Raw genomic sequence first — 23,371 nt, 5'->3', positions numbered from 1 at the left:
CGCTGTTCCTTCCGCTCGGGCGGCCCCGGCGGGGCGGACGTTCCGCCCCCGGCCGCCCGGGGCGGTTGCCCGGGGGGCGGGGATCCATGCCGGGCGGGCCGGGCGCGGCGTCCGGCGCGGCGTTCAGGGAACTGACAGGCATTACCGGCGGTTCGCCGGGCAGGCGGGTGGTGCGGCGCCACCGGGGCCGCGACATCCGCGAGACGAGGAGGAACCCGTGTCGATCCTGTGGGCGATCATCGCCGGTCTGATCATCGGCCTGCTGGCGAAGCTGGTCATCCCCGGCCGTCAGCCGATCCCGCTATGGCTGACCATCCTGCTGGGCATCGTCGGCGGCATCATCGGCAACTTCCTGGCGAGCGCGTTCGGCGTCGCCGACACCGACGGCATCGACTGGATCCGGCACTTCTTCCAGATCGGCGCCGCCGCCGTCCTGATCCTGCTGGTCACCCCGTTCTGGTCCCGTTCCCGGGTCTGACCCGCACCCCACCGGCCCGGACCGCGCCTCGGCGCGCGGTCCGGGCCTTCCGCGCGGCTACTCCACGGTGACGCTCTTGGCCAGGTTGCGCGGCTTGTCGACGTCCCGGCCGAGGGCCACCGCGGCGTGGTAGGCGAGGAGTTGGAGCGGGATGTTGAGCAGCAGCGGGTCGAGTTCGGGCTCGCTCTTCGGGACGACCAGGCAGTGGTCGGCGAGCTTGGCCTCCACCGGGCGGTGGGCGACGGCCAGCACCCGGCCCTCGCGGGCCTTGATCTCGCCGAGCGCGGTGAGGTTCTTGTCGAGCAGTTCGTCGTCGGGCACCAGCGCGACGGTCGGCAGTTCGGGGGAGATCAGCGCGAGCGGCCCGTGCTTCAACTCGCTGGCGGGGTACGCCTCGGCGTGGACGTAGGAGATCTCCTTGAGCTTCTGCGCGCCCTCCCGGGCCACCGGGTAGCCGCGGACCCGGCCGATGAACATCATGCCCCGGCTGTGGGCGTACTCGGCGGCCAGCGCCTCGATCTCCTGCTGCTGCTCCAGCACCTTCCGGATCTGGTCGGGCAGCGCCTTGAGACCGGCGACGATGCGGCGTCCGTCGGCGGGCGAGAGGTCGTGGATCCGGCCGAAGTGCAGGGCGAGCAGCGCGAAGGCGACCACGGTGGAGGTGAACGCCTTGGTGGAGGCGACCGAGATCTCCGGGCCGGCGTGCAGGTAGAGGCCGCCGTCGCACTCGCGGGCGATCGCCGAGCCGACGGTGTTGACCACGCCGAGGACGCGGCCGCCCTTGCGCTTGACCTCCTGGACGGCGGCCAGCGTGTCGTAGGTCTCGCCGGACTGGCTGACCGCGACGTACAGGGTGTCGGCCTCGATGACGGGGTTGCGGTAGCGGAACTCGGAGGCGGGCTCGGAGTGGGCCGGGATCCGGGCCAGTTCCTCGATCAGCTGGGCGCCCATCTCGCCCGCGTAGTAGGCGGATCCGCAGCCGAGGATCTTCACCCGGCGGATCTCGCGCAACTCCCGGGCGTCCAGGTTGAGGCCGCCGAGGTGCGCGGTGGCGAAGCGCTCGTTCAGTCGCCCGGAGAGGGTGCGCTCGACGGCGCCGGGCTGCTCGTGGATCTCCTTGAGCAGGAAGTGCGCGTAGCCGCCGGTGTCGTAGGAGCCGACCTCCCAGTCGACGGTGGAGGGCTTGCGGGTGACGGTGCGGGCGTCCTCGGTGAAGGTGCGGAAGCCGTCGGCGCGGACGGTGGCGAGCTCGCCGTCCTCCAGGTGGACGACCTGCCGGGTGTAGCGGACCAGGGCGGAGACGTCGGAGGCGGCGAACATCTCCTTCTCGCCGATGCCGAGCACGATCGGGCTGCCGTTGCGGGCGACCACGATCCGGTCGGGCTGCTCGGCGTCCAGCACCGCGATGCCGTAGGTGCCGACCACCAGCTTGAGCGCGGCCCGCACCGCCTCCTCCAGCCCGCCGCCGTCGGCGCGGTGCGCGGCGATCAGGTGGGCGAGCACCTCGGTGTCGGTCTCGGAGCGGAACACGGCGCCGTCGGCGGCGAGCTTGGCGCGCAGTTCGTCGGCGTTCTCGACGATGCCGTTGTGGACGACGGCGATCCGGCCCTCGTTGTCGGTGTGCGGGTGGGCGTTGGCGTCGGAGGGGACGCCGTGGGTGGCCCAGCGGGTGTGGCCGATGCCGGCGGTGCCCTTGAAGCGGGCGGGCAGCGCGGCGGCCAGGTCGGCGACCCGGCCCTTGGCCTTGCAGACCCGCAGCTTGGCGGGGGCGGACTTGGTGGCGGGCGCGACCACCGCGACGCCCGCCGAGTCGTACCCGCGGTACTCCAGTCGCTGCAGCCCCTCCAGCAGGAAGGGCGAGGCGTCCTTGGGGCCGATGTAGGCCACGATTCCGCACATGACGTGGGCTCCTCTGTCAGTCGTGGGTGGTCCGGGGGCCGGGTCAGCCGTAGACCATCCGCCGCAGTTGACGCACCGACAGCTGCGGGGCGGCCACCCGGCGGGCGGCCAGCTCCCCGCCGAGGCGGGTGAAGATCTGCTCGTTGGTCAGCCCCCGGGCCTGCAGCTCACCGTGGCGGCGGCGGACGTACTCCTCGGTGCTCTCCGCGAAGTACGCCAGCACTTCCGCGACGACCCGCGCGGCCTCCCCCGGGGCCAGTGGGGTGGTCCTGGCGAGGTGGGCGAGCAGGTCGTCATGAGGGTGCGGTGAGGCAGGCACGATCGGGGAGCCTAGGCGTGAAGGGTGCATTTGCCAAAGATCCTGCCCGAATTCGGGCAGGACTGCCAGCGGTGGCGGCCGGACGGGGGGCCGCCCGGCGGCGCGCCCCGGCGGGGCACGGGCGGGCCTGAGCGCCACCTATGATGTGGGGCCGTCGTTGGAGGACGGTGGGCGGACGGTGTTCGGGTGATCGTGGCGGGCATCTGACCCCGTCGGCGGTGTCCCTGGCCGGGTTTCCGGCGGTCACCCCGCAGGATGGGCCGCGTACTGTCCGTGTCGATCACAGGGGGAACGTCCGTCATGCAACCGCGCGTGTTCGCCGTCGTCACCGCCGTCCTGCTGGCCGCGCTCGGCCTCGGGTCGGTCTTGGTGACCGACTGGACACCGAAGTCCGCCACCGCCGCAGCCACCGCCGACGCGGGCGGCCAGCGCCCCGGCGCCGTGCCCGACACCCCCGCGTCCCCCTCCCCCTCCCCCACCGGCGACCCGGCGGTGTGGACCCGCTCGACGCTGCGCAACAAGCTGATGGCCGAGATGGACGCCACCGACCCCGGCGTCGCCCTCGCCGACCTCGACAAGATCTCCAAGGACAAGCCGTACACGGTGCGGTTCTGCCACCCGATCGCGCACGAGCTCGGGCACGCCGCGGTGCAGCGCTACCACCAGGACTTCCAGAAGGTGATCTCCTTCCCGCACGAGACCTGCGCGGCGGGCTACCTGCACGGCGCGGTCGAGGAGATGCTCGCCAACTCCAAGGACCCGCAGAGCGACATCCTGACCCTGTGCGCGCCGGCCAACACCGGCCCGTGCATCCACGGCGTCGGCCACGGCATCATGTTCGTCACCAAGCAGGACATCCCGGCCGCCCGCGCGCTGTGCGACAAGTTCCCCAGCCAGAGCCGCCGGATCACCTGCTCCGAGGGCGTCTTCATGCAGCTGTTCGCGCCCGACGAGGAGGACGAGAAGGCCAAGGCCAACCTCCCCGCCGACAAGCTCGCCGCCGAACCGCTCTACCCGTGCCCCGAGCAGCCCGCGCTCTACCAGTCGGCCTGCTTCTTCTACGCGCCGACCTTCTTCCTCTCCTCGCACGACTACGCCAACCACCCCGAGGCGTTCCCGCAGGCCCTCCAGTGGTGCCTGAACGCGCAGGCCAGCGGCGGCGCCCAGGACTGCTCGCGCGGCGCCGGCTCGCGCATCATGAAGTACAACCTGGACCGCCCGGACTGGGCCGCCCAGCAGTGCGCCACCCCCAAGGACACCTGGCAGCGCCAGGCCTGCACCCAGGGCCTGGTCAGCTACTACACCGTCAACGACACCAGCGCGGGCGCCGCCGGGCGCCTGTGCGCCCAGATCACCGACCAGCAGATCCAGGGGTACTGCCGCTCGGCGGGCGGCCTGTCCGGCACCCTGGACTGACCCCCGGCTGCGTTCCCCCAGGTGGGCCCGGTCGGACCGGGCCCACCTGCGCATACGATGCCCCTGTGAACGACGACTTCCGCGGGGCCGCACGGACGGCCGCAGACCTGGTGGCCGACTACCTCGAAGCGGTGCCCGACCGCCCGGTGTGGCAGCCGATGGACCCGGCGGAGCGGGCCGCCCTGCTCGACCTCCCGCTGCCCGAGGACGGCGCCCCGCTGGAGGAGCTGCTGAAGGCCGTCGAGCAGCGGATCATGCCGCACCCGATGGGCAACGGGAGCCCGCGCTTCTTCGGCTGGGTGAACTCCGCCCCGCAGCCCGCCGGGGTGCTCGCCACCCTGGCCGCCAGCGCGATGAACCCCAGCTCGGCCGGCGGCGACCACGCCGACGTCCACCTGGAGCGCGCCGTGGTGCGCTGGATCGCCGAACTGGTCGGCTTCCCGCACCCGCCCGGCGGCGGCGTCCTCACCTCCGGCACCTCGATGGCCACCATCGTCTGCCTGGCCGCCGCCCGCGGCCGCGCCGCCCGCCGGGCCGGGTGGGACGTCCGCGAGGACGGCCTGGCCGGGATGCCCCCGCTGGTCGGCTACGTCACCGGCGAGGCGCACAGCTGCGTGCGCAAGGCCGCCGAACTGCTCGGCCTCGGCTCCAAGCACCTGCGCACCGTCGCCTCCGACGCCGACGGCCACCTCGTCCTGGACGCGCTGGAGGCCGCGATCGCCGAGGACCGGGCGGCCGGCCGGCTCCCCTTCCTGGTGGTCGCCTCCGCGGGCACCGTCGGCACCGGCGCCGTCGACCCGTTCGGACCGATCGCCGACCTGGCCGAGCGCGAGGGCCTGTGGTTCCACGTCGACGGCGCGTACGGCGCCTTCGGCGTCCTCGACCCGGCGATCGCGCACCGCTACGCGGGCATGGAGCGGGCCGACTCGCTCGCCCTCGACCCGCACAAGTGGCTGGGCGTGCCGGTCGACTGCGGCTGCGCCCTGGTCCGCGACGCCGAGGAGCTGCGCGGCACCTTCAGCCTGGTCCCCTCCTACCTGCGCGACGACGCGGCCGGCGACCTCGGCTGGTTCTCCGAGTACGGCACCGAGCAGACCCGCCCGTTCCGCTCGCTGAAGGTCTGGGCGTCCATCGCCCACCGCGGCCGCTCCGGCGTCGCCCGGGACATCGCGCACTGCACCGAGCAGGCCCGGCAGCTGGGCGAATGGATCGAGCAGGACCCGGAGTTGGAGCTGGTCGCACCGGTCGAGACCTCCATCGTCGCCTTCCGGCACCGCCCGGCCGGCCTGGACGAGGCCGGGCTCCAGCGGCTCAACTCGCTGCTCCCGGTGGCCGTCCAGCAGCGCGGCGAGGTCTTCGTCACCGGCGCCGTGTACCGGGGCCGCGAGATGCTCCGGGCCTGCCTGCTGAACGCCACCACCACCGAGGCCGACCTGCGGCTGCTGCTGGCCGAGGTGAAGTCCGCCGGCACGGAACTCCTGGACCGGTGCCGTACGTCCAACTGATCGCGGGAGCGGATCAGCGCCGATCCGACGGGGGCCCGCGGAGACATTTACCGTCAGGTCACGGGGGATTCGTGATCGCGAAACAGCGGAGCGCCACCATGCAGGCATGGACAACATGGCGTACACCCACAGCAGAGTCACCGACGAGCGGCAGGACCGGCGGAGCCGGGGGCACCGCTGGCGCAAGGAGACGGTCGAGCTCGCGGCGGTCTTCGCCGCCGTCGCGGCCGCCGACCTGGTCGCCAACGTCGTCGTGCACGGCCACGACGGACCGGTGCTGCTGGTCGCCTCCGCCGCGGCCATGCTCGCCACCGCGCTGTTCCGCGGCTGGCTCGCCCACCGGCACCAGCACGGGCCGCCCGGCGAACCGGCCGCACCGCCGGGCGGGCCTGCGGTGAGCGCCCCCGAGGAGCCGACCGTCCTGTGGCGGCTGCGCACCAGCGTCTCCGACGCCCCCGGCAGCCTGGCCCGGGTGTGCACGGCACTGGCCGAGCTGCGGGTCAACATCGTCTCCATGCAGGCCCACCCGCTGCCCGACTGCACCGTCGACGAGTTCATCGTCCGCGCCCCCGGGGCGCTCCCCCGCACCGACCTCGCCGCCGCCGTCGCGGCCGGCGGCGGCTGGGACATCTGGACCGACCGGGCCGACGCCCACGAACTCGTCGACGTCCCCCGCCAGGTCCTCGCCCTGGCCACCCGCACCGCCCTCGACGCCGCCGAACTCCCGGTCGCCCTGCGCCAGTTGTTCGGACGCGCGACCATCCGGCAGTACCCCGGCCGCGGCGACAGCACCCCGGCCGGCCTGGAAGGACACCTGATGCGACTGCCCCTCCCGGGCGGCGACCTGCTCGAACTCTCCCGGCCCCACCTGCCCTTCACCCCGACCGAGTTCGCCCGCGCCCGCGCGCTGGTCGAGCTCGACACCGTCCTCGGCCCGCGCGTCCCGGCCGTCGCCGCCCGGATCGACCACCCGGACGACGAGCTCACCGTCCGCCGCGCCACCCCCGAGGACAAGCCCGCCGCCCTCGCCATGCACGCCCGCTGCTCCGCGGAGTCGCTGCGCCGCCGCTACCACGGCCCGGTCAAGGACGCCGACCGCTACCTCGACCACCTGCTCGACCCCCGGCACGGCCAGACCCTCGCCGTCGAGACCGCCGACGGCCGCCTGGTCGCCCTCGCCCACCTGATGTGGGACGACGAGGGCGCCGAGATCGCCCTGCTGGTCGAGGACGCCTGGCAGCGCCGCGGCCTGGGCGTCGACCTGGTCCGCCGGATGGCCGCCCTCGCCCTGGAGGCCGGCGTGCGCACCGTCTACGCCGTCACCACCTCCGCCAACACCGGCCTGATCTCCACCATGCGGCGCCTCTCCGCCCCCCTCGACTACCAGGTCGAGGACGGCACCCTGGTCATCACCGCCCACCTGGCCGAAGCCACCGAGAAGCTCCCGGCCCCCTGGCCGACCCGCTAGGGAGCCGCCTCAGGGGCTCGGGGAACGGCGAGTCCGTGCTGCGCATCGGCCCCGTCAGGGGCTCGGGGAACGGCGAGTCCGTGCTGCTGACGGTCGGAGCCCATCGGAGGTTCGTGCTGCTGCGTGCAGTGACAGGAACCCGAAGCCGATGGGCGCTCCGGCAGTGAACCGTCAGCAGACCGGGGCTCGCCGTTCCCCGAGCCCCTGTCGGTGCTCCTCCTCTGCCGAAGGGCTGAGCTCGCGCAGCAGGTTGTCGCCCCTGCTCAAGTGTGCGGGCGGGAGTCGGTAGGCTGGCCCCGTCCCCGCCGCCCGTGGGTCGTCGAACGGCCAGGGCGGTGCCGCAGCAAGGAGGAACCCCTGAGCATGCCAGGCACCGATTCGGAAGCCCCGCGCGACGCCTCGCTGCCCGCCCGCGCGAAGATCGCCGTGACGGCGGGCAAGATGGCCGCCGCGCTGTCCCAGAAGGCGGGCCGAGGCAGCGGCTCGGTGATCGGCGGCAAGGTCGCGCTCAAGCTCGACCCGGACCTGCTGGCGACCCTCACCGAGCACCTGGACGTGGTCCTGGTCAGCGCCACCAACGGCAAGACCACCACCACCCGGCTGATCGCCGAGGCGCTGCGGGCGGCGGGCCCGGTGGTCTCCAACGCGCTGGGCGCGAACATGCCGGCCGGCATCACGGGCGCGCTGGCCAACAGCACCAGCGCCCGCTTCGGCGTGATCGAGGTGGACGAGAAGTACCTGCCGATGGTCGCCCGGGACACCCGGCCGAAGGCCATAGCGCTGCTGAACCTCTCCCGCGACCAGCTGGACCGCGCGGCGGAGACCCGGATGATGGCCGAGAAGTGGCGCGAGGGCCTCAAGGACACCGACGCGGTGATCATCGCCAACGCGGACGACCCGCTGGTGACCTGGGCCGCCTCGTCCTGCAAGAAGGTGGTCTGGGTGGCCGCCGGGCAGGCGTGGAAGGAGGACGCCTGGTCGTGCCCGGCCTGCGGCGGCGTGATGCAGCGTCCCGGTGACGACTGGTTCTGCGGCGAGTGCGGCTTCCGCCGTCCGAACCCGCACTGGGCGCTCCAGGGCACCCACGTGATCGACCCGCACCGCGGGGCCTGGCCGATCCAGCTCCAGCTGCCGGGCCGCGCCAACCTGGCGAACGCCACCAGCTCGGCCGCCGTCGCGGCGGTCTTCGGGGTGGCCCCGCAGGTCGCGCTGCAGCGGATGCAGTCGGTGGCCGCGGTGGCGGGCCGCTACGACGTGGTGCAGTACCGCGGCCGGGACGTCCGGCTGCTGCTGGCGAAGAACCCGGCCGGCTGGCTGGAGACCTTCTCGCTGATCGACGGCCCGCCCGCGCCGGTGGTCCTGTCGGTGAACGCGATGGACGCCGACGGCACCGACACCTCCTGGCTGTGGGACGTCGACTACGAGCGACTGTCCGGGCACCCGATCTTCGTGATGGGCCAGCGCAAGCTGGACCTCGCGGTCCGCCTGGAGGTCGCCAACCTGCAGTTCCAGGTGGTCGACTCGCTCGCCCAGGCGGTGGACGCAGCCCCGGCGGGCCGGATCGAGGCCATCGCCAACTACACCGCCTTCCAGCAGCTGCGCAAGGCCGTGGTGGCCTGATGAGCGACCAGTACTACGGGCAGCAGCCGCAGTTCGGCGACCAGGGCGGCTACGGACAGCAGCAGCCCTACCCCGGGCAGCAGTACGACCAGCAGCAGTACGGCGACCCGCAGCACCAGCAGCAGTACGGGCAGCAGCAGCAGTACGGCCAGTACGAGCAGCCGCACCAGCAGCACCAGCAGCAGGCGTACGGCGACCCGCAGCAGCACCAGCAGCAGTACGGCGGGGACGCTCCGCAGCAGCCCGCGCCCCAGCAGCAGTTCGGGAGGTCTTCGAGGATGAGCGAGAGCAGCCTGCGGGTGGTCTGGGTCTACCCGGACCTGCTGTCGACGTACGGCGACCGCGGCAACGCGCTGGTGGTGGAGCGGCGGGCGCGGCAGCGCGGCCTCGGGGTGCAGCGGATCGACGTGCGCTCGGACCAGTCGGTGCCGACCAGCGGTGACATCTACCTGATCGGCGGCGGCGAGGACCGTCCGCAGCGCCTCGCGGCGGAGCGGCTGCGCAACGACGGCGGGCTGGTCCGGGCGGCCGAGAACGGCGCGATCATCTTCTCGGTCTGCGCGGGCTTCCAGATCCTCGGCCACGAGTTCATCAACGACCTGGGCGAGCGCGAGCCGGGCCTGGGCCTGCTGGACGTGTGGACCGTCCGCGGCGAGGGCGCGCGCTGCGTCGGCGACGTGCTGGCGGACGTGAACCCGCAGCTGAACCTGCCGCAGCTGACCGGCTTCGAGAACCACCAGGGCGTCACCCACCTCGGCGAGGGCGTCAGCCCGTTCGCCACCGTGCAGGTCGGCCGGGGCAACGGCACCGGCGACGGCACCGAGGGCGCCTGGCGCGAGACCGTGTTCGGCACCTACCTGCACGGCCCGGTGATGGCCCGCAACCCCGCCGTCGCCGACCTGCTGATCAAGCTGGCGCTGGACGTGAACGCGCTGCCGCCGGCCGACACCACCTGGTACGACGCGCTGCGGGCGGAGCGGATCGCCGCGGCCCGTCCCGCGTAGCGGGCCCGCACCGCCTCGGCTCGCGTTCATCCGCACGTCATCCGAGGTCACGACGGTGGACGGCTGACCGCCATGTGGTCAGCCTTCCCGTCGCGGGGCGAGTTCGTAGGAGAATAGGAGAGCCCGGGCGCAACACCCTCCTCGGCGGTCGGGTCGCAGTTACGCGTGGTGCGTCGAGGAAGCCGCCCCCGCGTCGGTTTCGGCTCGGCCGGACGCAGGAACCGTATGCTGTGCAGCAGGTCAGTTTCGGGCGTTTCGTCCGATTCCCACCCACCAGTCCGGCCGTCCGATCCTGCTCGGGAGTTGGCAAAGCAATGCGTATTGGTGTCCTGACCAGCGGCGGTGACTGCCCCGGCCTGAACGCCGTCATCCGTTCCGTGGTCCACCGGGGGGTGGTCGACCACGGCGACGAGATCATCGGCTTCGAGGACGGCTGGCGCGGTCTTCTGGAGGGCGTGCACCGTCCGCTGACGCTCGACTCGGTGAGCGGGATCCTCGCCCAGGGCGGCACGATCCTGGGTTCCTCCCGGGTGCAGCCCAGCCACCTGCGGGACGGCGTGGAGCGCGCCAAGCAGCACTGTGCGGACCTGGGCATCGACGCGGTGATCCCGATCGGCGGCGAGGGCACCCTGAAGGCCGCGAAGCTGATGAGCGACGCGGGCCTGCCGGTCGTCGGCGTGCCGAAGACCATCGACAACGACATCGCCTGCACCGACGTCACCTTCGGCTTCGACACCGCCGTCTCGGTGGCCACCGAGGCGCTGGACCGGCTGAAGACGACCGCCGAGTCGCACCAGCGGGTCATGGTCGTCGAGGTGATGGGCCGGCACACCGGCTGGATCGCGCTGAACGCGGGCATGGCGGCCGGTGCGCACGCCATCATCGTGCCGGAGCGCCCGTTCCACATCGACAAGCTGACCGAGGTCGTGCGCGAGCGCTTCGACCGGCAGAAGAAGTTCGCGATCGTGGTCTGCGCCGAGGGCGCGAAGCCCGAGCCCGGCACCATGCCGTGGGAGGAGGGCACCAAGGACATGTACGGCCACGAGCGGTTCACCGGCATCGCCACCCAGCTCTCCCGCGAGCTGGAGCACCGCCTCGGCAAGGAGGCCCGCCCGGTCATCCTCGGCCACACCCAGCGCGGCGGCACCCCGACCGCCTACGACCGCGTCCTGGCCACCCGCTTCGGCTGGCACGCGGTGGAGGCCGCCCACAAGGGCGCCTTCGGCCACATCACGGCCCTGCAGGGCACCGAGATCAAGCTGGTCCCGCTGGGCGAGGCCGTGGCCGAGCTGAAGACCGTTCCGGCGGAGCGCTACCGGGAGGCCGAGACCGTCATCTGACGGCCGGTCGCCCCGCGCACCTCCCCGCCCCCCGAGGCACCGAAGACCCGGGCGTCCCCCCGTGGCGACCGGACCACGCCCGGGGGGCGCGTCATGCCCCCGCCGTCCGGCGCCCGGCGATAGCCTCGCCGCATGGAGATCCTCGCGTACGGCGTCCAGTCCGACGAGCGCCCGCTGCTCGACGCCGCCATGGAGCGGCACCAGCTGCGCATGCTGGACGTCTTCCTCACCGCCGACACCGCCCCGCTCGCCGCCGGCTTCCCGGTCGTCTCCAGCAGCGTCAACGACGCCCTGGACTCGGAAGTCCTCACCCTCCTGGCCGAGGGCGGCACCCAGCTGATCGCCCAGCGCTCCACCGGCTTCAACAACATCGACCTGAACGCCGCCGCGAAGCTCGGGCTGACCGTGGCCCGGGTCTCCTACTACTCGCCCTACTCCGTCGCCGAACACGCCTGGACGCTGGCCCTCGCCGTCAACCGCCGGCTGATCCGCTCGGTCAACCGCTCCCGCGAGTTCGACTTCCGCCTCGACGGCCTGATGGGCCGCGACATCCACGGCCTGACCGTCGGCGTCCTCGGCACCGGCAAGATCGGCGAGTGCTTCGCCCGGATCGCCGCCGGCTTCGGCACCACCCTGCTCGGCTGGGACGTCGCCCCCAATCCCGAGTGCGAGGCCCTGGGCATGCGCTACGTCGGCAAGGACGAACTGCTCGCCGACAGCGACCTGGTCTCCCTGCACGTCCCGCTGCTCGACTCCACCCACCACGTCATCGACCGCGCCGCGCTCGCCCTGATGAAGGACGACGCGATCCTGGTCAACTCCTCCCGCGGCGGCCTGATCGACGCCAGCGCCCTGGTCGAGACCCTGCGGGCCGGGCGGCTGGCCGGCGTCGGCCTGGACGTCTACGAGGAGGAGGCCGACGTCTTCTTCACCGACCGCTCCGCCCAGGGCATCACCGACGACGTCCTCGCCCGCCTGATCAGCTTCCCCCAGGTCCTGGTCACCTCCCACCAGGCGTACTTCACCCGCACCGCCGTGGGCCAGATCATCGACGCCACCGCCCGCAACATCGACGACTTCGCCCTCGGCCGCACCAACGAGAACACCCTCGTCCCGGCCGGCTGACCGGCGGCGGCCCGCCGGCCCGGGCCGGCTCAGGCCGACTCGCGGCGGACCAGGGTGGTGGGCAGCAGGGTGCTGCGGCCCGGTTCCGTGCCGTTCCCGATCAGCGCGAGCACGTGGCGGGCCATCGTCGCCCCCTGCTCCTCCACGGGCTGGCGGACCGTGCTGAGCGGGGGGTGGGTGTGCTGGGCCACCGGGTCGTCGTCGAAGCCGATGACCGCGACGTCGTCGGGCACCCGGCGCCCGGCCCGGCGCAGCGCGCGCAGGGCCCCGGCCGCCATCAGGTCGGAGGCGACGAAGACCGCGTCGAGGTCGGGCCGGCGCCGGAGCAGCCTGGTCATGGCGCGTTCGCCGGATTCGAGGGAGAAGTCCCCGAGTTCGGCGACGGGCTCCAGGCCGGTGGCCGCCAGGGTCTCGGTGAAACCCCTGAGCCGGTCCTGGCTCGCGGCCATGTCGCTCGGCCCCGCGATGGTGCCGAGGCGCTGGCGGCCCGCCGCGAGCAGGTGGTGCACGGCGGCCTGCGCGCCGCCGTAGTTGTCGGTGTCCACGTACGGCGCGCCGTGTTCGGCCAGCGGGCGGCCGCACAGCACGGTGGGCACGCCCGCCGTGTCCAGCAGGGGCATCAGCGGGTCCGGGCCGTGCGAGGAGACCAGCAGCACCCCGTCGACCCCGCGGCGCACGAAGCGGGCCGCCGCCGCGTACTCGCTGCGGTCGCGGACCGCGACGAACGCCAGTTGGTAGCCGACCGGGACGAGGGCCCGCGAGGCGCCGTGCAGCAGGCGGGCGAAGAACGGGTCGGAGAAGAACCGCTCGCTGGACTCGGTGACGATCGCGGCGACCGATCCGCCGGTCGGCCGGTGCGTCCAGGGCGCTCGGCGGCGCACGTACCCGAGTTCCGAGATGGCCTGCTGGACCAGGCGGTTGGTGCCTTCGCTCACCCGGGCCGAGCCGGTGAGGACCCGGGACACGGTGGCGGTCGACACTCCGGCGCGCAGGGCCACGTCGGCGAGGGTGGGCCGGTCGGCGACGGCATCGGCGAGTAAGGGCACGGACTCCTCCACGGGGTAGCGGGTGCCGGGCCCGGTCGGGCCCGGCCGGTCGGACCGCGGTCCGGCCGGGGAACGGCGGTCGGCCCGCGCCCGCGGGCGGGGGTCAGCGGCCGTCGGGGTCGGTGGGCAGGATGCGCGGCAGCCGGGCCGCCTCGTCGGTGAGCAGCGCCGCCGCGCGCTGCTCGCGCGTCCTCAACTCGGCCAGGGCGGCGCGGATCCGGTCCGCGGACAGCGTGGGCGTCCCGGCGTGGAAGGCGTTGATCTGCTCCGAGAGCGTGGTGGCCAGCCGCGCGACGTCCGCGTACGCGGCCCGGACCGGTTCGCCGTGCCGGGTGAGCTCCAGGAACCGGCGGAACAGGGTGCGCGAACCGGCCAGCAGGGCGATGCTGTTGACGCCGGGCGCCCGGTACACGGCGTCGACCGAGCCGCGTTCGGCGGCCAGGTTCTCGCCGATCAGGTCGTAGATCTGGAAGCCGTCGCGGAACCGGGCCAGGAAGGCGCGGTACGCGGACTCGAACCCGTCCAGGTCGGGCCCGGTCCCGGGCACCACGGTGGAGCAGTCGACGAACCAGCGCTCCGGCTCCCGGGCGTACCCCTCGCGCAGCACGTCCCAGCCCACCGCGAGCGGGAAGTACTCGTGGTCGTCGGCGGTGTTGTCGAGCACCACCACCCCGGTGTCGTCCGCCCCGCACACCAGGAAGGAGTGCGGCAGCCGGCGCTCCTCGGGGACGGTGCCGACCCGCTGCATGAACTCCACCCAGTGCGGGAAATGGTGCCGGGGCGCGTAGAAGAACACCGGTTGTCCCACGGCGAGGATCCCGGGCAGGTCGGATTCGAAGCGGTCGATGTCCACCGTGCCGGCGGAGAGCAGTTCGAACCCGAGCAGGCGCAGATCGCCGTCGGTGACATAGGGCGCCTCGAACGCCCAGCGGTCCTTTCCGCGCAGGTGGCAGTGGCGGTAAACGGCCGCGGTCGAGCCCAGCGCCCGGTACATCAGGAGGTCGGACCACGGGGTCCTGGCCGCGACGTGGGCCAGGAGTTGCGATTTCCGGCAATGCAGGTGGTTGTTCGGATCCTGGTTGCGGATCCGTTCGGCGTCCGGGATCCGGATCGCGCGGTCGGTGAGCGCCACCGTTTTTCCTTCCCTCACACGTGCAGGTCAGGGGCAGTCCTCCGTTTCAGCGCCCGACGGCAATGGCGGACGAAGACAGGCGGCTGTGGGGAATCTTGGCCTCAGGGGCGGACACCGTCAAGGAGCCCCGAGTCGTCCGGGGGCACACCGCTCGGCCCGGCGGGACGGGCCCGAATGTAAGTTTCATCGGGCTTTGACCGGCAATCACGGGCGGTTGCATATTGCTTGCCCGAGTGGCCGGTCAGGACTTCCACCAGCCGCGGGCAGGATTCGCAGCCGTCCGGCGGGCCGCGGTGCGGGCGCCGCTCCGGGCGGCGCGCTCCTACTACCGGTGAGGACGTACCTGTGCGGGTGTTACTTCATTTCGGCGGGCTGGGTGATCCCGGGGGTCCGCTGACGGGCAGGCTCCGCGAACTGTTCCGACAGCAGCACAATTCCCGTTTCTTCGCCGCGGCCCTCGCCGGCGTCGAGGCGGCGCTGGAGATCGTGGGGCGCGAGGAGTGCGCCCGTTTCCTGCCCGGCGGGCTGCCGGTGCGCGACTGGCTGGCCGACCCCGGCGAGCGTCCGGTGCCCGCCGCGGGCGGCTCGGTGGCCGAGGGCGTGCTGCTGCACCTCTACCAGTTGTGCGTCCTGCAGCCCGGCCCCGGCAATCCGCTGGCCCGGGCGGGGGGACTGCGACCGGTGGGTGCGGTCGGACACAGCCTGGGCAGCTACGCGGCGATGTTCGCGGCCCTGCCCGTCGAAGGGCGCCGGGAGTACGCGGCGGCCGCGGGCCGCTCGGTCGCCCAGGTCACCGTGGCGCTGCTGCGCTGCCACCAGGTCGCTCCGGCGGCCCGGCAGCCGGATCCGGAACTGCTGCGCCGGCACGCCGAGTTGGGGCCGGCGGCCGGCGTGCCGGGGGCGATGGCCGCCGTCGTGGGCCCGCAGCGCGAGGCGCTCGACGAGGCGATCTCGCGCAGCGGCGACGGCCCGGGCGGGAGCGCCGGGATCGGCCTGGTCAACTCGCCCACCTTCCACGTCCTCACCGGCGGCGCCGAGGCGCTGATGCGGCTGCGGCTCGCCGAGGGCGGGCTGTTCGAACGGCCCGGCACCCGCTGGAGCTACCTGGGCGCCACCGCGCCCTTCCACAGCCCGGTGCTGGCCCCCGCCATGCCGCTGATCGGCCGCGACGTCGACCGCCACTGGCAGCCCGTCAAGGGCGACGAGCTGACCGTGCCGGTCTACGGCACCGGCACGCCCGCCGACCTGCGCTCCTCGCCCCACGTGCTGTACGAGGTGGCCGAGCAGCAGATGTGCCGCCCCTTCGACTGGCCGGCGGTCGTCGACGCCGCGATGGCGGAACTGGACCCGGAGCTGGTCCTGGACCTCGGCCCCGGCGCTTCCGCGGCCGCGCTGACCCGCGCGCGGCTGCGCGAGAGCGGCTCGGCCGCGCGCTTCACCTCGCTCTGACCGCCCGCGGGCGGGGCGCCGCCGCGCGGCGCGGAACCTTCACACCACGACACTCAGGGAGGGCGCGCCGTGCGCTGCCTCGTTTTCCCCGGCCAGGGCGTCCAACGCCGCGGCATGGGCGCCGAACTGTTCGACCTGTTCCCGGAGGAGGTCGAGGCGGCCGACGCGGTGCTCGGCTACTCGGTCCGGGAGCTGTGCCTGCACGACCCGGAGGGACGGCTGGGCGACACCCGCTACGCGCAGCCCGCCGTCCTCCTCGTCAACGCCCTCGACGCCCGGCGGCGCCGGGCGCAGGAGGGCGACGGGGCCGAGCCCGTCGCCTACTACGCGGGCCACAGCCTGGGCGAGTACAACGCCCTGGTCGCGGCCGGCTGCCTCGACCTGCTGGACGCCCTGCGCCTGGTGCGGGCGCGGGCGGAGGCGATGGCCGCGGTGCGCGGCGGGGCGATGGCGGCCGTGGCGGGGATCGGCGCCGACGAGGTGGCGGCGGTGCTGCGCCGGGCGCGGGTGCGCAACGTCTACGTGGCCAACCGGAACTCCGACCGGCAGACCGTCGTCGCCGGCGACCGGGAGGAGATGGCCGGGGCCGCCACCGCGCTGCGGGGGGCGGGCGCCCGGGCGGTGGTCCCGCTGCCGGTCAGCGGGCCCTTCCACACCCCGCTGATGGCGCCCGCGGCCCGGGCGTTCACGGCGGCCCTGGCGGGCGCGGAGTTCCGGGCTCCGGCCGTGCCGGTGTTCTCCGGCGTCACGGCGGCGCCCTTCGACCCGGCCCGCGCCGCCGCGCTGCTGGCCGCGCAGATCACCGCCCCGGTGGAGTGGGTGCGCACCGTGCGCGCGCTGCGGGCCGTCGGGGTCACCCGGTTCGACGAGGCCAACGGCACCACGCTGACCTCCCTGCTGCCCGCCATCGCCTGACGGCGCCGCGCCGCGCCGCGTCCGCCTGCCCGCCCCCGAAGGAGAAGACCTTGAGCTCGGACATCGCAATCGTCGGCATGTCGGTGGAAGTACCCGGGGTCCGGGACGTCCCCGGATTCTGGGACCTCGTCGCCGGGGGGAGGAACCTCACCGGCCGCTTCCCCGAGCACCGGGCCCGGAGCATCGAGGACTACCTGCGCTACGTCATGGACACCACCGTGCGCTCCCCGGCGGACGCCACCATCGCCTACCGCGACGGCGCCTACCTGGAGCACCCGGAGCACTTCGACGCCGAGTTCTTCGGGATGACGCCGAAGCAGGCGGCGACCACCGAACCGCACCTGCGGCACGCCGTGCGCGCCATGTACCTGGCGCTGGAGGACGCGGGCTACCAGGCGTCCCGGCTGCGCGGCAGCCGCACCGGCGTCTTCGTCGGCTTCGCGGTCAACCCGGGCTCGGCGTACCTGGAGTACCTGTCGAAGATCGACCGGTCGCTGATCCAGCCGGCGCTCACCGGGAACGTGCCCACCATGATGGCCAACCGGCTCTCGCACCTGCTGGACCTGCGCGGCCCGAGCATGGTGGTGGACAGCGCCTGCTCCGCCTCGCTGGTGGCCGTCCACCAGGCCAAGAACGCGCTGCTGCTGGGCGACTGCGACACCGCGGTGGTCGCCGGGGCGCGGATCGTCAGCGCGCCGATCGACCACCCGGACACCCGGATCGGCATCGAGTCGTCCGACGGCCGCACCCGCACCCTGGACGAGCGCGCCGACGGGACGGGCTACGGCGAGGGCTCGGGCGCCGTCGTCCTCAAGCGCCTGGACCGGGCCCTCGCCGACGGCGACCGGGTGTACGCCGTCATCAAGGGCAGCGCCGTCAACCACGACGGCGTCGCCGGCGGGGTCACCACGCCCGACTCCGCCTCGCAGGCGGACCTGCTGAACACCGCCTGGGCGAACGCCGGGGTCGACCCGCGCAGCATCGGCTACGTCGAACTGCACGGCACCGCCACGACGTTGGGGGACCCGATCGAGATCGAGGGCCTGCGGCGGGCGTTCGCCCCGCACACCGGGGACCGCGGGTTCTGCGCGGTGGGCACGGTCAAGGCCAACATCGGGCACCTCTTCGAGGGCTCCGGCGTGATGGGCCTGATCAAGGCGGCGCTGGTCCTGCGCCACCGCGAACTGCCGCCGCTGGCGGGCTTCGAGCGGCCCAACACCCGGATCGACTTCGACGACTCGCCGGTGCGGGTGCCCACCGCCGCCGAGCCGTGGCGCAGCGAGCACGGCCCGCTGCGGTGCGGCGTCAGCGCGTTCGGGCTCGGCGGCACCAACTGCCACGTGGTGCTGGAGGAGTACGCCGCGCCGGCCCCGGCGCCCGCCGCCGGCGGGTCCGCGCCGCAGTTGTTCACGCTCAGCGCGCACAGCGAGGAGTCGCTGCGGCTGCTGCTGCGCGCCTACGCGGACTGGTTCGAGCGCGGCCTGTTCGACGGGGTGGGCCTCGCGGAGCTGTGCGCCGGCGTCCGCCGCTCCCGGGCCGGGCACCGCCACCGGCTCGCCCTGGTCGTCACCGACCTCGACGAGCTGCGCTCCCGGTTGGCGGCGCTGGCCGCGAACCGGCTGGTGGACGCCGCGCCGTTCCGCTCCAGCCACCCGGACTGGGCGTTCTGGGCGACCGACCCGGCCGGGGCGGCCGATCCGGACGCCGACGCCCGGGCCGCCGCCTGGGTCGCCGGGGCCGAGCTGGCACCGGACGCCGGTCCGGCCGTGCGCCCGGTCGACCTCCCGCCCTACCAGTTCGACGAGCGCCGCGCCTGGATCGACTTCCCCACCGACTGGCGGGAGGCCCTCGCGCTCGGCGCGCCCGCGTCCGCCGGGCCCGCCACCCACCAGGTGGTCTTCCGGCCCGCGGCCGGCCCGGCCCCCGCCGCCGAGCCCGGGGCGCGGGTGCTCGCCCTGGTCGACGGCTCCACCGGCGCCGAAGGGCTGCTGCGCGAGGCCGGGCTGACGGACGAGCAGTTCGTGCGCCTGCCCGACGCCCTGACCGGCCCGGACGCCGACGCCTTCTACGAGGACCTGGCCCTGCGCGCCGTCGACGAGGGCGTCACCCACCTCGTCCACGCCCTCGGCTTCGAGGCCGACCGGGCGCGGGACGTCGCCACCCTCGACGCCCGGCTGGAGAAGAACCTCTACGGCCTCTTCCGGCTCTCCAAGGCCCTGATCAGCGAGGGCGCCCAGCTCCACCTGGCCGTCCTCACCCGCACCGCGCTGGCCTCCCGCCGCGCCGAGCCCGGCGTCGTCGTGGAGAACTCCACGCTGACCGGCATGGCCAAGAGCGTGAGCCGCGAGTACCCCTACCTCACCGTCTCCGTCGTCGACACCGACGGCGCCACGCCCGCCCGCACGGTCCTCGACGAGGTCCTGGGCGCGGAGGCCGCCGTCGTCGCGCTGCGCGGGGGCGCCCGCCTGCACGAGACGTTCGCCGAACTGCCGGACGCCGAGATCGCCGACCGCGGCGAGTACCTCAAGCCCGGCGGCACCTACCTGGTCACCGGCGGCACCGCCGGTTTGGGCCTGGCCCTGTGCCGCGAGTTCGCGGCCGCCCGGCCCGGCATCAACCTCGTGCTGCTCAGCCGCTCCGGTGCCGCCGGCGCCGAGGCGGACGGGGACCCGGCCGGCGACGGCGACTCGCCCGGGGCCCGGCTGCGGGCCGCGCTGCGGGAGCTGCGCGACCTGGGGGCGGAGGTGCTGGTGCTGGCCGCCGACGCGGGCGACCCCTCGGCGCTGGCGGCGGCCGTGGCCACCGTCCGGGAGCGCTTCGGCCGGATCGACGGCATCGTGCACGCGGCGGGCATACCCGGCGGGGAGGTGATCACCCAGCGCTCGCTGGCGGACTTCGAGTCGGTGGTGCGGCCCAAGGTCCACGGCGCGTTCGTCCTCGACCTGCTGACCCGCGGGGACCGGCCGGACTTCGTCGTCCACTTCTCCTCCGTCGCGGCCGTGTTCCCCGCCATCGGGCAGGCGGACTACGCCTCCGCCAACCAGTTCCTGGACACCCTGGCGGAGTCGGAGACCGACCCCGACTGCCACGTCATCACCTTCGACTGGGTGTCGTGGAAGGAGACCGGCATGGCCGTCCGCAGCCACGCCAACGTCGACACCACCTTCAAGGCGCTGCCCACCGCGCTCGGCCTCTCGATCGCGGACACCGGCCTGCGTTCGGACCGGGCCCGGGTGTTCGGCGGCGAACTGCACTACGAGGGCGACTACGCGGACGCCCTCCCGGGCTACCACATCGCCCTCGAACCGACGATCGCCGGCAAGCTGGCGGAGGCGTCGCGCCGCCGCGCCGCGCACCGCGAGCGGACCGCCGGGCAGGTCCGCAAGGAGATCGAGGAACTGCCCGTCGAGCTGACCGGCCGCCCCGACGGCCGGTACACCGACACCGAGCTGACGATCGCCCGCTGCTGGGCCCACGTCTTCGGGTTCACCAGCATCGACGTCGACGCCGACCTCTTCGACCTCGGCGTCGACTCGATCACCGGCATGTCGCTGGTGGCCACCGTCGCCTCGGTCCTGGGCGTCGAGATGCAGAGCAGCGACCTGCTGGTGGACCGCACGGTCGCCGCCCAGGCCAAGATCGCCGAGGAGCGCGGCCACGGCACCGGCAGCGGCACCAGCGGCACCAGCGGCAGCGACGGCCTGCCCGGATGAGCGAGATGACCCGCACCGGGCCGCCCGGGGGCACCGCGCCCCCGGGCGGCGCCCGCACCGCGCAGGCCCCTCCGGCCGGGGCCGACGGCGACACCGACGCCGACGCCCACGCCGCCCCTCCGGCCGGGGGGACCGGCCGGGGCCGCCCGGACCTCACCCGCGGCCCCGTGCTGCGCGCCGTCCTCGGCTTCGCCCTGCCCCTCACCCTGTCCAACCTCCTCCAGCAGACCTACCTGCTCGCCGACGGCGCCGTCCTCGGCCACTGGGTCGGCGTCGACGCCCTGGCCGCCGCCGGTGTCGTCCAGCCGGTCTACCTCCTCGCGGACGGCGTCTTCCTGGGCCTGACCACCGGCTTCGCCATCCGCCTCGCGCGCTTCACCGGCGAGCGCTCCCGGCGCGGCCCCGCGACCGCCGCCACCGCCCTGGCGCTGGCCACGGCGGTGTGGGCGGCGCTGTGCTTCCTGGTGGTCCAGGGCGCCGGCGACACCCTGCTGCGGCTGACCGGGGCGCGCGGCGCGGTCCTGCACGACGCCGGGGTGCTGCTGTCGACGCTCGGCTACGGCTTCCCGTCCGTGTTCGCGGTCTCCGCCGTCTTCGCGCTGCTGCGCGGCCTGGGCGACTCCCGCGCCCAGATGCGGCTGATGATCGGCAGCAGCCTGGCCAACGCCGTCCTGGCCTGGTTCTACGTCGTGGTGCTCCAGCTGGGGGTGGCCGGCGCGGGCCTCGCGACGGTCACCGCCGCCACCGGCACCGCCGTCACCGGGCTGCTGCTGCTCCGCCGCCGGGGCGGGCTGTCCCCGCGCCGCTCGCTCGGCCGGGCGGGCGTGCGGGCCGAGGCGGTGGCCGGGCTGCGCCTGGGCCTGCCCGGGGCCGCCCAGCAGTTGCTGATCGCGCTGGGCATCGTGGCGCTGATCCGGATCGTCGCCCCGCTCGGCCCGTCGCTGCTCGCGGCGGTCACCGTCGTGGGCCGGCTGGAGTTCTTCGCCGCCACCGCGTTCCTCGACCTGTCCGGCGCGCTCACCGTCTTCGTCGCCCAGAACCTCGGCGCCGGACGGCCCGACCGGGTCCGCCGCGCCGTCCGCCGGGCGCTGCCCTTCACGCTGGCGCTGGCGCTCGCCGTCAGCCTCGCCGTCGTCCTGCTGCGCCCCGTGATCGCCGCGGCCGCCACCACCGATCCCGTCACCCGGGAGCTGGTGGAACGCTACGTCCTGGTCACCTACCCGTGCTTCGCCCTGTACGCCGTCACGGCCGTCGTGCACGGCGCGCTCAACGGCGCCGGCCGCACCGTCGTGCCGCTGGTGTGCACCCTGGTGTCGTTCGTCGCCGTGCGCCTGCCGCTGTCGTACCTGCTGCGGGTGCGGCACGGCGCCGACGGCGTCATGTGGGCGGTCGACCTCGGCTGGATCGTCGGCGCGCTGTACACCGCGGTCGCCGTCCGCGCCCACCTGCGCCGCCGGCCGGCCGGGCCGCCCGCGCTGCCCGGGATCCCGTGGCGGCGGGTGCTGGCGCCGCTGCTGTGCGCCTGCGCCGTCCTGCTGGCCACCGCCGGCCGGTACGGCTACTTCCGCGACGAGCTGTACTGGCTCGCCTCCGCGCGCCACCTGGCCGCCGGCTACGACGACCAGCCGCCCCTGGTGCCGCTGATCGTCGCCGCCGAGACCTGGCTCGGCGGCGACTCGGTGCGGGTCGTGCGCATCGCGCCGATGCTGTTCGCGGTCGGCACCGCGCTGATGTCGGTGCTGTGCGCCAGGGAGCTGGCCGGGGCGGACGAGGAGCGCTCGCACCGGGCCCAGCAGATCGCCGCGATCGCCGTCTCGGCCTCGGTGCTGGTGCTCGTCGAGGGGCACCTGTTCACCACCGCCACCTCCGGCCTGTTCTTCTGGTCGGCGGCGATCTGGCTGGTGCTGCGGTTCCTGCGCACCGGCGACCGCCGGCTCTGGTACGGCTTCGGCGCCGTGCTGGGCCTCGGGATGCTCAACAACGACACCATCGTGATGGTGCCGCTGTCGCTGCTGGTCGCCGCGCCGCTCACCGGCCGCGCCCGGCTGCTGCGCGAGCCCGCCGTCTGGCTGTCCGTGCTGCTGGCCCTCGTCATCGCCTCGCCGGACCTGGTCTGGCAGGCCGCGCACGGCTGGCCGCAGTTCACGATGGCCGGCCACCTGTCCACCTGGGCCAAGCGGTTCACCGCCCTGCCGCTGCAACTGGAGGCCGCCACCGCGCTCAGCTGGCTGTGGGTGGTGGGCTGGCGGCTGACCTGGCGGGACGCCCGCTACCGGCTGCTGGCCGTCGGGTACGCGGTGACCCTGGCGATCGTGGTGGTCTCCGGCGGCAACTTCTACTACCCCATGGGCTGGTACCCGCTGCTGCTCGGCGCCGGGGCCGTCCGGCTGGCCGACCGCTGGCCGACCGGGCGGCGGTGGTTCGCCGCCTCCGCCGCGGCCGCCGCGGCGGTCACCCTCGCGCTGGGGCCGCCGCTGCTGCCGGTGTCCGTCTACCGGCACCTGACCGCGGTCAACCCCTTCAACGCCGACTCCATCGGCTGGGAGCGGCTCGCCCGGGACGTGGCCGCGGTGGAACGCCGGCACCCCGGCGCCACCCTGCTCGCCGTCAACTACGGCGAGGCCGGCGCCCTGGCCCACTACGGTCCCGCCCTCGGCCTGCCCACCGTCTACGCCGACCACAACGGGTACCGCCACTTCGGCCGGCCCACCGGCGTCTCCGGCACCACCATCGCCGTCGGCTACGGCCCGCAGGCCCTGCAACCGTACTGGGACAGCTGCGTCGTCGCCGGGCACGTCGACAACGGCCGGGGCGTCCCCAACATCGAGCAGGGCCTGCCGATCCTGGTGTGCACCGGGCAGAAGTACTCCTGGGAGGAGTTGTGGCCGCTGCTCAAGCACTACGACTGACGGCCGGGGCCGCCGTCCGCGAGCCCGGACGGC

At 74.2% G+C, this 23,371-nt stretch carries 16 protein-coding genes; 12 read left to right on the top strand and 4 right to left on the bottom strand.

The annotated features are described in order from the left end of the window. Window positions 1-217: 217 nt before the first annotated feature. A complete protein-coding gene (locus ABD345_RS26735; RefSeq protein WP_344555418.1) occupies window positions 218-478 on the top strand; it encodes a GlsB/YeaQ/YmgE family stress response membrane protein in 261 nt (86 codons plus the stop codon). A 57-nt stretch (window positions 479-535) separates the two neighbouring features. Here ABD345_RS26735 and glmS read toward each other — a convergent pair whose 3' ends face one another. Continuing rightward, entirely contained in the window at window positions 536-2,377 is a 1,842-nt protein-coding gene (gene glmS, locus ABD345_RS26730) for a glutamine--fructose-6-phosphate transaminase (isomerizing) (RefSeq protein WP_344555416.1), read from the bottom strand. Between the two features lie 43 nt (window positions 2,378-2,420). Further along, window positions 2,421-2,726, bottom strand: coding sequence for a hypothetical protein (locus tag ABD345_RS26725; RefSeq protein ID WP_344555414.1), 306 nt, complete (start codon window positions 2,724-2,726; stop codon window positions 2,421-2,423). A gap of 270 nt (window positions 2,727-2,996) precedes the next feature. On the opposite strand from ABD345_RS26725, the gene ABD345_RS26720 reads away from it, so the two are divergent. The 7 genes from ABD345_RS26720 (at window position 2,997) to ABD345_RS26690 (ending at window position 12,174) form a co-directional block, all read left to right on the top strand. Further along, window positions 2,997-4,112, top strand: a complete 1,116-nt coding sequence (locus ABD345_RS26720; protein WP_344555412.1) for a hypothetical protein — start codon at window positions 2,997-2,999, stop codon at window positions 4,110-4,112. 65 nt (window positions 4,113-4,177) lie between these two features. Further along, complete coding sequence (locus ABD345_RS26715; RefSeq protein WP_344555411.1) at window positions 4,178-5,617, top strand: pyridoxal phosphate-dependent decarboxylase family protein; 1,440 nt, start codon at window positions 4,178-4,180, stop codon at window positions 5,615-5,617. 106 nt (window positions 5,618-5,723) lie between these two features. Then, the gene (locus ABD345_RS26710; RefSeq protein ID WP_425556876.1) at window positions 5,724-7,085 is read left to right on the top strand and encodes a GNAT family N-acetyltransferase; all 1,362 of its coding nucleotides are present in this window, start codon (window positions 5,724-5,726) and stop codon (window positions 7,083-7,085) included. 363 nt (window positions 7,086-7,448) lie between these two features. After that, a complete protein-coding gene (locus ABD345_RS26705; protein ID WP_344555410.1) occupies window positions 7,449-8,705 on the top strand; it encodes a MurT ligase domain-containing protein in 1,257 nt (418 codons plus the stop codon). A gap of 278 nt (window positions 8,706-8,983) precedes the next feature. Further along, a complete protein-coding gene (locus ABD345_RS26700) occupies window positions 8,984-9,709 on the top strand; it encodes a type 1 glutamine amidotransferase (protein WP_344555501.1) in 726 nt (241 codons plus the stop codon). Window positions 9,710-10,023: 314 nt separating this feature from the next. Next, window positions 10,024-11,049, top strand: coding sequence for a 6-phosphofructokinase (locus ABD345_RS26695; RefSeq protein WP_344555408.1), 1,026 nt, complete (start codon window positions 10,024-10,026; stop codon window positions 11,047-11,049). A gap of 132 nt (window positions 11,050-11,181) precedes the next feature. Next, window positions 11,182-12,174 (top strand): 2-hydroxyacid dehydrogenase, encoded by a 993-nt coding sequence (locus tag ABD345_RS26690; protein WP_344555406.1) that lies wholly within the window; start codon window positions 11,182-11,184, stop codon window positions 12,172-12,174. Window positions 12,175-12,203: 29 nt separating this feature from the next. On the opposite strand, the gene ABD345_RS26685 is transcribed toward ABD345_RS26690, so the two are convergent. Then, window positions 12,204-13,232 carry a LacI family DNA-binding transcriptional regulator gene (locus ABD345_RS26685; protein ID WP_344555404.1) on the bottom strand — a complete coding sequence of 343 codons (1,029 nt, stop codon included), beginning with the start codon at window positions 13,230-13,232 and terminating at the stop codon, window positions 12,204-12,206. 91 nt (window positions 13,233-13,323) lie between these two features. Further along, complete coding sequence (locus ABD345_RS26680) at window positions 13,324-14,352, bottom strand: hypothetical protein (RefSeq protein ID WP_344555402.1); 1,029 nt, start codon at window positions 14,350-14,352, stop codon at window positions 13,324-13,326. 351 nt (window positions 14,353-14,703) lie between these two features. On the opposite strand from ABD345_RS26680, the gene ABD345_RS26675 reads away from it, so the two are divergent. The 4 genes from ABD345_RS26675 to ABD345_RS26660 all read left to right on the top strand — a co-directional run bounded on the left by ABD345_RS26675 (window position 14,704) and on the right by ABD345_RS26660 (window position 23,338). Continuing rightward, on the top strand, window positions 14,704-15,801 hold the full coding sequence (locus ABD345_RS26675) for a hypothetical protein (protein ID WP_344555400.1): 1,098 nt from the start codon (window positions 14,704-14,706) through the stop codon (window positions 15,799-15,801). 69 nt (window positions 15,802-15,870) lie between these two features. Beyond that, window positions 15,871-16,716, top strand: coding sequence for an ACP S-malonyltransferase (locus ABD345_RS26670; RefSeq protein ID WP_344555398.1), 846 nt, complete (start codon window positions 15,871-15,873; stop codon window positions 16,714-16,716). Window positions 16,717-16,766: 50 nt separating this feature from the next. Continuing rightward, window positions 16,767-20,429, top strand: a complete 3,663-nt coding sequence (locus ABD345_RS26665) for an SDR family NAD(P)-dependent oxidoreductase (protein ID WP_344555397.1) — start codon at window positions 16,767-16,769, stop codon at window positions 20,427-20,429. Then, the gene (locus ABD345_RS26660) at window positions 20,426-23,338 is read left to right on the top strand and encodes an MATE family efflux transporter (protein WP_344555395.1); all 2,913 of its coding nucleotides are present in this window, start codon (window positions 20,426-20,428) and stop codon (window positions 23,336-23,338) included. The genes ABD345_RS26665 and ABD345_RS26660 overlap by 4 nt, the downstream gene beginning before the upstream one ends. Window positions 23,339-23,371: the final 33 nt, after the last annotated feature.

Origin of the sequence: Kitasatospora saccharophila, assembly GCF_039529925.1 — a bacterium.
Lineage (GTDB): Bacteria > Actinomycetota > Actinomycetes > Streptomycetales > Streptomycetaceae > Kitasatospora > Kitasatospora saccharophila.
Note: the sequence above shows the minus strand (reverse complement) of the source record. Positions and strands in the feature narration are given on the sequence as shown.